The following is an 8034-nucleotide window of genomic DNA, read 5'->3' as shown; positions in this document are numbered from 1 at the left end:
AATCATCACGGTCTTTTTCTCGCCGTGCCCGGCAGCCAGTCCCGCCATCATCCTCGCGAAGATGCCCTTGTCGCTCCAACGCTTCCAGCGGTTGTAGAGCGTCTTGTGGGGGCCGTATTCCCTTGGCGCGTCTCTCCAGCGCAACCCATTGCGATTGATGAAGATAATCCCGCTGAGAACGCGCCGACCATCAACGCGCGGTTTGCCGTGGGACTTCGGGAAATAGGGCTCCAGACGCGCCATCTGCGCATCGCTCAGCCAGAAGAGATCAGACATATCACCGCTCTGTTTTCGCACGGTGAATCATGCCCCTCTGGCACAATCAATGGGTCCTGAGCCTAACACAATGCTCATTCTGCGGCACTATCGCCCGTGGGAAGGCGTTCTGGCGCATGATCGCTTTCAGGGAAAGGATATGCTTCTGAAGCCCATTCCCGGCGGCAGCGAGGCGGGGCACAACAGTTTTATGCCGCGCGGATTGATGGAAGACGTTGACTGCCCCACGGCGGCGGCGTGGTTTAACTTGCACGCGCTTATGCCAACGGTGAGTGAGGGGCGCGTCAAAAAGCATATGCTGCGCATTTGCAAGGCGCATAGCTATGACCCGCTTATGGATCACGCCTTGGCCGTGCGCTGGGATGGCGTTGCTCGAATACCCACGGCTTTGCAAACCTACGGCGGGGCAAAAGGTCACCCTTTGTACCTTGCCGCTGTGGCGCGGGTGCTTTTTGTGGGGCTTGCGGCGCGGGCGCTGCAACCGGGCTGCAAGATGGAAAACATGATCGTATTCGAGGGGGATGAAAACATCGGCAAGACCGACCTTGCCCGGATACTTGGATACTACGATATGCCTGAACGCGAGACTTGGTTCACCGACAGCTTGGAAAGCTTCCGCGGAATTGATGCCGCCGACATGATGGAGGGCAAGTGGATCATAGAGGTGTCGGAATTGGCTGCCTTGGGCAAATCCAGCTCCGAGGACGTCAAGAAGTTCCTGTCCAAAAATGCTGACGAGTTCCGCCGCCGTTACACCAGTACCAAAAAGCGCCGCCCACGCCGCGCTGTTTTGATAGGAACCACGAACCATGAGACCTATCTGACCAGTACTACCGGCAACCGTCGCTTCCTTCCGGTGAAGCTCACCAAGGTCGAACGCAATGCTCTGATGGCGGATCGTGATCAGCTTCTGGCTGAGGCGGTGAACATGTACAAGGAAGGCATCCCGTGGTGGATTGGTGATCACGAAAAGGAACTTGCTGCGCTTCAACGTCAGGAGGTCGAGCAGCGGCTTGTGGTCGACCCATGGGAGGAACCAATACTTGAGTTCCTTCTTACGCCGGTCGATGACTGCCCGCGAACTGACGTGTGTATCCCTGAGATTGCGGAACAGGTTTTTGAAATCCGTCCCAAGGGCCAGAACGACAAGCGCAGCTACCGCATTGGGTCAATCCTGCGCAAACTTGGTTGGCGGCGCAAGGGCACCATAAAGCGCGCCGCGTATCGCGACAAAAACCGCTACGTTGCGCCGCAACCGTGGCCGCCCAAGGGCACAGGCAAGGGCAGCTAGGCCCCGGCCCCAAAAGGCCCCACAAGCCCCCATAGCGCCCGCTGTGGGGGCTTTGCGCACTGCCGCGTGGGTACTGCCCCCAACTGCCCCCATCTAGGCCCAGCGCGCGGCTATGTTTTGCCTGCGGGGGTAGTTGGGGGTAGGGCCTAGCGTGGTTGCACAATGGTTGCACGGGCTGCAACCAAAGCCGTTTTAGCAGCCCCACCGCCAAGCGGCGTTGCAGCTAAGTCATTGTTTTGGCGGAGGCTCAGGGATTCGAACCCTGGGGACGCTCTCACGCCCAACGGTTTTCAAGACCGCCGCATTCGACCACTCTGCCAAACCTCCGGTTCGTCCGAACTAGCCTGCTTCTCGCGATTCTAGAACAGGCTTTCCGGGAAAATCCGCCGATCACGGCTTTGATGGCTTTTCTTGATCTGCGCCAGCCGCTACGATCCGCGCAAAACCGGGACGTTCCGGTCCGCGTCCGTAACGGCGACAGCGCCGAAGCCCGATCCGCTCGATCCGCCCCAGCAGGTGGATTGCGGAGACCGCGCAAGGCCCTTCCAGCCACGACGCAGGACCAGACGCTCCGCACGGCAGCAGACCGGATCTCGGAAATCCGGCAGAAGGGACATCCGGCAAGGCACGACAGATGCCACCGGCAGGCGGGAATACAGGGGGCACTATGACCAGTTCGAAGGGAACGCGGCCGGGAGTCGCGACACGGGCCGCAGGCATGGCCATGCTGGCAACTTTGGCGCTTGGCGCCTGCAGCGACGCGCAGATGCCGGGCTTTCTGAAAGGCAAGGGCAGCGCCGGGGCGAGCGGGGCGGAGGTCGCGCGCGGCGCGGCCACGGTCGAGCGCGACATCGAGGCGCCCGAGGTCTTCCAGACCACCGAAGCCGGGCTCTGGGACGGGCGTCCGTCGCTCGGCGGCGTCTGGGTCGCGCATCCCGACGTGAGCGAACCCGAGCGCGTCATCATCCGAAACGAGAAGAACGGCCAGTTCGTCATCGGCGCGCTGTTCCGCCGCGAGCGCATGAGCCCCGGCCCGCGCCTGCAGGTCTCCTCCGACGCCGCCGCCGCCATCGGCATGCTGGCGGGCGAGCCGGTGAACCTCAACGTGGTCGCGCTGCGCCGCGAGGAAGGCCCAGCCGAACCCGAAGAGGGCACCGGCCCTGCCGGGGTCGAGGCGGAAACGCTGTCCGCCGTGCCCGCCGTCGAGAGCACGACGCTCGACCCGGTGACCGCCAGCGCAGCCGCGGCAATCGAAGCCGCGCCTGAAACCCCGGCACCCCCCGCCGCGGCCGCGGCTCCCGCGCCCGCAGCCCCTGCCCCAACGCAGGCGACCTCGCTGTCGCGCCCCTATGTGCAGATCGGCATCTTCAGCGTCGAGCAGAACGCCGAGAACACCGCCACAGCCATGCGCCAGGCTGGCATGGTGCCGACCGTCAAGAAGCAGAGCAGCTCGGGCAAGACCTTCTGGCGCGTGCTGGTCGGCCCTGCCGCCGACAAGTCCGAGCTCGATGCCTTGCTGACCAAGATCAAGGGTACCGGGTTCTCCGATGCCTACGCCGTGAAGAACTGACACGAGTCACCAGAGAGGAGCCGCCCATGCGCCGCCCGAAAAGCCCCCTTTCGAGCCTGTCCCTGCGCCGCCTGCTGGCTGGCGCGGCCGCCGCGGCGCTGCTCGCCACCGGCGCGCAGGCCTTCGACACCAGCGCCCGCGCCGCCTTCGTGCTGGACTACACCACCGGCACGGTGCTGCTGGCCAAGGATGCCGACAAGGCCGTGCCCCCCGCATCGATGTCCAAGCTGATGACGCTCTACATGGCGTTCGAGGCCATCCGCGACGGCCGCCTCAAGCTCGACGAGACGCTGCCCGTGTCCGAGCACGCCATGTCCTACGGCGGCTCGACCATGTTCCTCGACACCACCGACCGGGTGAAGGTCGAGGACCTGCTGCGCGGCATCATCGTGCTCTCGGGCAACGACGCCTGCGCGGTGATCGCAGAGGCGCTCTCGCCGAACGGCACCGAGGCCGGTTTTGCCGACCTGATGACCCGCCGCGCCCAGCAGCTGGGGATGACCAACTCGAGCTTTGCCAACGCCTCGGGCTGGCCGGCGCAGGGGCACGTCATGTCGATGCGCGACCTGACGCTTCTCGCGCGGCACATCATCGAGGACTTCCCCGAGTTCTATCCGATCTTCTCGGAGCGCCGCTTCGAGTTCGACGGCCGCGCACCGCAGAACGTCAGCAACCGCAACCCGCTGCTGCGGCTCGACATCGGTGCCGACGGGCTGAAGACCGGTCACACCTCCGAGGCGGGCTACGGGCTGGTGGGCTCGGCCAAGCAGGGCGACCGCCGGGTGATCTTCGCCATCTCCGGCCTCGACAGCGATCGCGCCCGCGCCGAGGAGAGCGAATCCATCGTCAACTGGGCCTTCCGCCAGTTCGCCGAGCGCAAGCTCGTCGAGAAGGGCAAGGAAGTTGCCCGTGCCGAGGTCTTCCTCGGCAACAAGGAAACCGTCGGTCTCGTGGCGCGCGATGACATCGAGATGCTGATCCCCGTCACTCCCGGCACCGAGCTGGGCGCCGAAGTGGTCTACACCGGCCCGCTGCAGGCGCCGATCACCGCCGGGCAACAGCTCGCCGAGCTGATCATCACCCCCGAGGGTCTGCCCGAGCACCGCGTGCCGCTTTTCGCCGCCGAGGACGTGCCCTCGGGCGGCTTCGTCAAGCGCATGATGGTGGTCAGCACCAACCTGATCGGCCGCCTGCAGACCCCCGCCACCTCGCCGGAGGCCATGTGACCAAGGCAGCCGGCAAGCCAGGGACGCAGGGCCTTTTCGTCAGCTTCGAGGGCATCGACGGCTCTGGCAAGTCGACGCAGGCGCGTCGGCTGCACGAGGGCCTGCTGGCCGAGGGCCGACAGGCAGTGCTGACCCGCGAGCCCGGCGGCTCGCCGGGTGCCGAGGAGATCCGCGCGCTGGTGCTGCAGGGGGATCCCGACCGCTGGTCCGCCGAGACCGAGCTGCTGCTCTTCACCGCCGCCCGCCGCGATCACCTCGAGCGGCTCATCCGCCCGGCCCTCGCCGAGGGCAAGATGGTGATCTGCGACCGCTTCGCCGACAGCAGCCGCATGTACCAGGGCCTGTCGCGCGGCGACCTGCGGGACAAGGTCGATGCGCTGCACCAGCTGATGATCGGCACCGAGCCCGACCTTACCTTCCTCATCGACATGGACCCTGCCGCCGGCCTCGCCCGGGCCAAGGCCCGCGCCACCGAGGAAGAGCGCTTCGAGGATTTCGGCGTGGCGCTGCAGGAACGGATGCGCGCGGGATACCTCGCGCTGGCCGAGGAATTCCCTGCGCGTTTCATCGTCATCGACGGCAACCGCCCGCAGGACGAGGTGGCCGCCGAGATCCGCGCCCGGCTCGAAGAGCGCTGCCCGGCATGAGCGCCGAGGAGGATATCCCCGAGGCCGACCGGATCGAAGGCGCACCGCACCCGCGCGAGACCTTCACCATTTACGGCCAGGACAGGGCACAGGAAGATTTCCTGACCGCCTTCACCTCGGGCCGACTGCACCACGGCTGGCTGATCACCGGGCCGCGCGGGCTCGGCAAGGCGACGCTGGCCTGGACCATCGCGCGCTTCCTGCTCGCCACCCCCGAGGACGACGGAGGGCTCTTCGGCGCGCCGCCGCCGCCCACCGACCTGCGCATCGACCCCGAGCACCCCGTGGCGCACCGTGTCCACGCGCTGTCCGAGCCGCGGCTGCACCTGCTGCGCCGCAGCTGGGATGCAAAGACCAAGAAGCTGCGCAGCGTCATCACCGTTGAAGAGGTGCGCGCGCTGAAGCGGTTCTTCTCGCTCTCCTCCGCCGACGGCGGCCGCCGGGTGGTGATCATCGACAGCGCCGACGAGATGAACCCCAACGCCGCCAACGCCATCCTCAAGCTGCTGGAAGAGCCGCCCGCCAACACCGTGCTGCTGATGGTCAGCCACCAGCCCTCACGCCTGCTGCCGACGATCCGCTCGCGCTGCCGCGAGTTGCGTCTCTCGCCGCTCGGTCCGGACGACATGGCGCGTGCACTCGAGCAGGCCGGGGCGCAGGTCGCGCCGCAGGAGGCTGCGGCGCTGGCCGAGCTCTCGGCAGGTTCTGTGGGCGAGGCGCTGCGACTGCTGAACCTTGACGGGCTGAACCTCTATTCGGAACTGGTCTCGCTGGCCGGCACCCTGCCCCGGCTCGACCGGCCGCGCGCCATCGCGCTCGGCGAGAGCACCGCCGGCAAGGGCCGTGAGACCCGGCTCGATCTTGTGCTGACGCTGACAGACCGGCTGATGTCGCGGCTTGCCCGCGCCGGGGTCACCGGTCTGCCGCCGCGCGCCGAGGCCGCCCCGCGCGAGGCCGAGGTGCTGCAAAGGCTCGCGCCGCACCCCGCCGCCGGCCGGGCCTGGGCGCAGCTGGCGCAGGACGCCGGCGAGCGCGCCCGCCATGCGCGCGCGGTGAACGTCGATCCCGCGGCGCTGGTGCTCGATCTGCTGTTGCAGTTCCGCAAGGCGGGCTGAGAGACACGGCGAGAGGGGGCTCCGCCCCCGTCCGCTGATGCGGACTCCCCCGGCGTATTTGGAAAGAGAAGAAGGGCGCCGCGCGTCCTTCCTCATCTTCGCCCCTTACTCTATGGGCGCGCGCTCAGACCGCGCCGCTGGCGATGAGGTCCTGCGCCAGCTTGGCGTAGGCCTGCGCCATCACCCCGTCGCCCAGGGCCACCGGCGCACCGCTGTCGCCGGCGAGGCGGGTGTCGAGGTCGATCGGCAGCTGCGCCAGCACCGGCAGGTTCAGCCGCGCCGCTTCCGCCGCGACGCCGCCCTGACCGAAGATGTGGCTCTCGCGGCCGCAGTCCGGACAGACGAAGACCGACATGTTCTCGATCATCCCCAGCACCGGCACCTTCAGCGTGGCGAAGGCGTCGAGTGCCTTCTTGGCGTCGATCAGCGCCACGTCCTGCGGCGTGGAGACCACGATCGCGCCATCCACTTCGGATTTCTGACCGAGGGACAGCTGCACGTCGCCGGTGCCCGGCGGCAAGTCGATGAGCAGCACGTCGAGCTCGCCCCACTCCACCTGCATCAGCATCTGCTGCAGCGCCCCCATCAGCATCGGCCCGCGCCAGACCACCGCCTTGTCCTCGGGCAGCATGAGGCCGATCGACATGAGCGTGACGCCATGGGCCGCAAGCGGAATGATGGTCTTGCCGTCCGGGCTGGCGGGTCGTTTCGAGACCCCGAACATGCGCGGCTGCGACGGCCCGTGGATGTCGGCATCGAGCAGTCCGACCGTCTTGCCCGCGCGCGCAAGAGCCACCGCGAGGTTCGAGGAGACCGTCGACTTGCCGACACCGCCCTTGCCCGAGCCGATGGCGATGAGCTTCTTCACCCCCGGCGGGATCATCCGCCCCTGCTGCGGCTTGGCATGTCCGCCAAGCTTCAGCGAGGGCGCCTTGGGGGCCTGCGTCGGGGCCGAGAGCACGACCGAAGCGCTCTGCACACCCGGCAGCTCGGCGACCCGCGCCTCGACCACGGCGCGGAACCCTTCCATCTGGCGGGCGATCTCGGGGCTCGGCGCCTCGATCACGAAGCGCACGGTGCCACCCTCCACGGTCAGCGCTCGAATCATATCGCGCGAGATTGGGGTGCCGCCCCCCGGCAGATCGAAGCTCTCGAGCAGCTCGGTGATAGCGTCGGACAATTGGGTCATGGTTACTTCCTTTCCCTGGGCGCATGGTGCCCTTGCGTCATCTTGCGCCACGCGCAAACCGTGCACAAATCCCGCCCATTTTTCGGGCATATGCCTGCAAAACTGCGCAATCCAAAGCGCTTTTGCCCATGCATTTTGCGCATAGCGGCATTGAACCGACCTGGGATTGTGCACTCGCAGCAACTGGCCCATCTATGGGTCAACGAAACACAGACGCAACCATCCAGCCACACGGGCACAGACGCACATGGCATACGCAACCGACACCACCCGCATTGCAGGCCGCTCCGAAGGACTCGTCGAGCGCTTCCGCACTGCCCTCGCTCGCCGCCGCCTGTACAAGCAGACCTTCAGCGAGCTGGCTTCGCTGAGCAACCGCGAACTGAACGATCTCGGGCTGCACCGCTCGATGATCCGCCGGATCGCCTACCAGGCGGCCTACGAGGCCTGAGAATTAGAACACGTCCCGGCTCTCTCCTCCTCCCTGAGCCGGTTCGTTATGGCGGTGACCTCTCTCCTCCTCCCTGAGGTCACCGCCGCAAAGACACGGACCGCAAGGTCCAGACATCGACAGCCCCTCTCCTCCTCCCTGGGGCATCGATACAGCGGCGATCTCTCTCCTCCTCCCTGAGATCGCCGCACCAGTTTCCGGAATGGCCCAGACGGTCGTTCCCAAGTTTCGGAGCCCCTCTCCTCCTCCCTGGGGCAACGATGCAGCGG

At 66.6% G+C, this 8034-nt stretch carries 8 protein-coding genes and 1 tRNA gene; 6 read left to right on the top strand and 3 right to left on the bottom strand.

Translation table 11 applies throughout. The features are described 5' to 3' along the window. The coding region (locus BM397_RS27345; protein ID WP_143187082.1) for a transposase at positions 1 to 276 on the bottom strand (276 nt) is incomplete at its 3' end. 70 nt (positions 277 to 346) lie between these two features. Here BM397_RS27345 and BM397_RS27340 point away from each other — a divergent pair. Beyond that, positions 347 to 1567 (top strand): VapE domain-containing protein, encoded by a 1221-nt coding sequence (locus tag BM397_RS27340; protein ID WP_176806962.1) that lies wholly within the window; start codon positions 347 to 349, stop codon positions 1565 to 1567. Between the two features lie 237 nt (positions 1568 to 1804). Here the strand turns inward: BM397_RS27340 and BM397_RS27335 are convergent. After that, positions 1805 to 1894: transfer RNA gene (locus tag BM397_RS27335), tRNA-Ser, on the bottom strand. A 340-nt stretch (positions 1895 to 2234) separates the two neighbouring features. Between BM397_RS27335 and BM397_RS27330 the strand changes: the two genes are divergently transcribed. The 4 genes from BM397_RS27330 to BM397_RS27315 are packed head-to-tail and all read left to right on the top strand — an operon-like array spanning position 2235 to position 6125. Further along, positions 2235 to 3137, top strand: coding sequence for an SPOR domain-containing protein (locus BM397_RS27330; protein WP_245696260.1), 903 nt, complete (start codon positions 2235 to 2237; stop codon positions 3135 to 3137). Positions 3138 to 3163: 26 nt separating this feature from the next. Further along, complete coding sequence (locus BM397_RS27325; protein WP_092431010.1) at positions 3164 to 4363, top strand: D-alanyl-D-alanine carboxypeptidase family protein; 1200 nt, start codon at positions 3164 to 3166, stop codon at positions 4361 to 4363. Then, complete coding sequence (gene tmk, locus BM397_RS27320; protein WP_092431009.1) at positions 4360 to 5010, top strand: dTMP kinase; 651 nt, start codon at positions 4360 to 4362, stop codon at positions 5008 to 5010. The genes BM397_RS27325 and tmk overlap by 4 nt, the downstream gene beginning before the upstream one ends. Then, a complete protein-coding gene (locus tag BM397_RS27315) occupies positions 5007 to 6125 on the top strand; it encodes a DNA polymerase III subunit delta' (RefSeq protein ID WP_092431008.1) in 1119 nt (372 codons plus the stop codon). The genes tmk and BM397_RS27315 overlap by 4 nt, the downstream gene beginning before the upstream one ends. Before the next feature lie 124 nt (positions 6126 to 6249). On the opposite strand, the gene BM397_RS27310 is transcribed toward BM397_RS27315, so the two are convergent. Further along, positions 6250 to 7314: an Mrp/NBP35 family ATP-binding protein gene (locus BM397_RS27310; RefSeq protein WP_092431006.1), complete on the bottom strand. Its 1065-nt coding sequence runs from the start codon at positions 7312 to 7314 to the stop codon at positions 6250 to 6252. 247 nt (positions 7315 to 7561) lie between these two features. On the opposite strand from BM397_RS27310, the gene BM397_RS27305 reads away from it, so the two are divergent. After that, entirely contained in the window at positions 7562 to 7765 is a 204-nt protein-coding gene (locus tag BM397_RS27305; RefSeq protein ID WP_092431005.1) for a DUF1127 domain-containing protein, read from the top strand. The last annotated feature ends 269 nt before the right edge of the window (positions 7766 to 8034 follow it).

This window comes from Alloyangia pacifica (assembly GCF_900116195.1).
Classification (GTDB): Bacteria; Pseudomonadota; Alphaproteobacteria; order Rhodobacterales; family Rhodobacteraceae; genus Salipiger; species Salipiger pacificus.
This window is presented reverse-complemented; position numbering and strand designations above follow the sequence as displayed.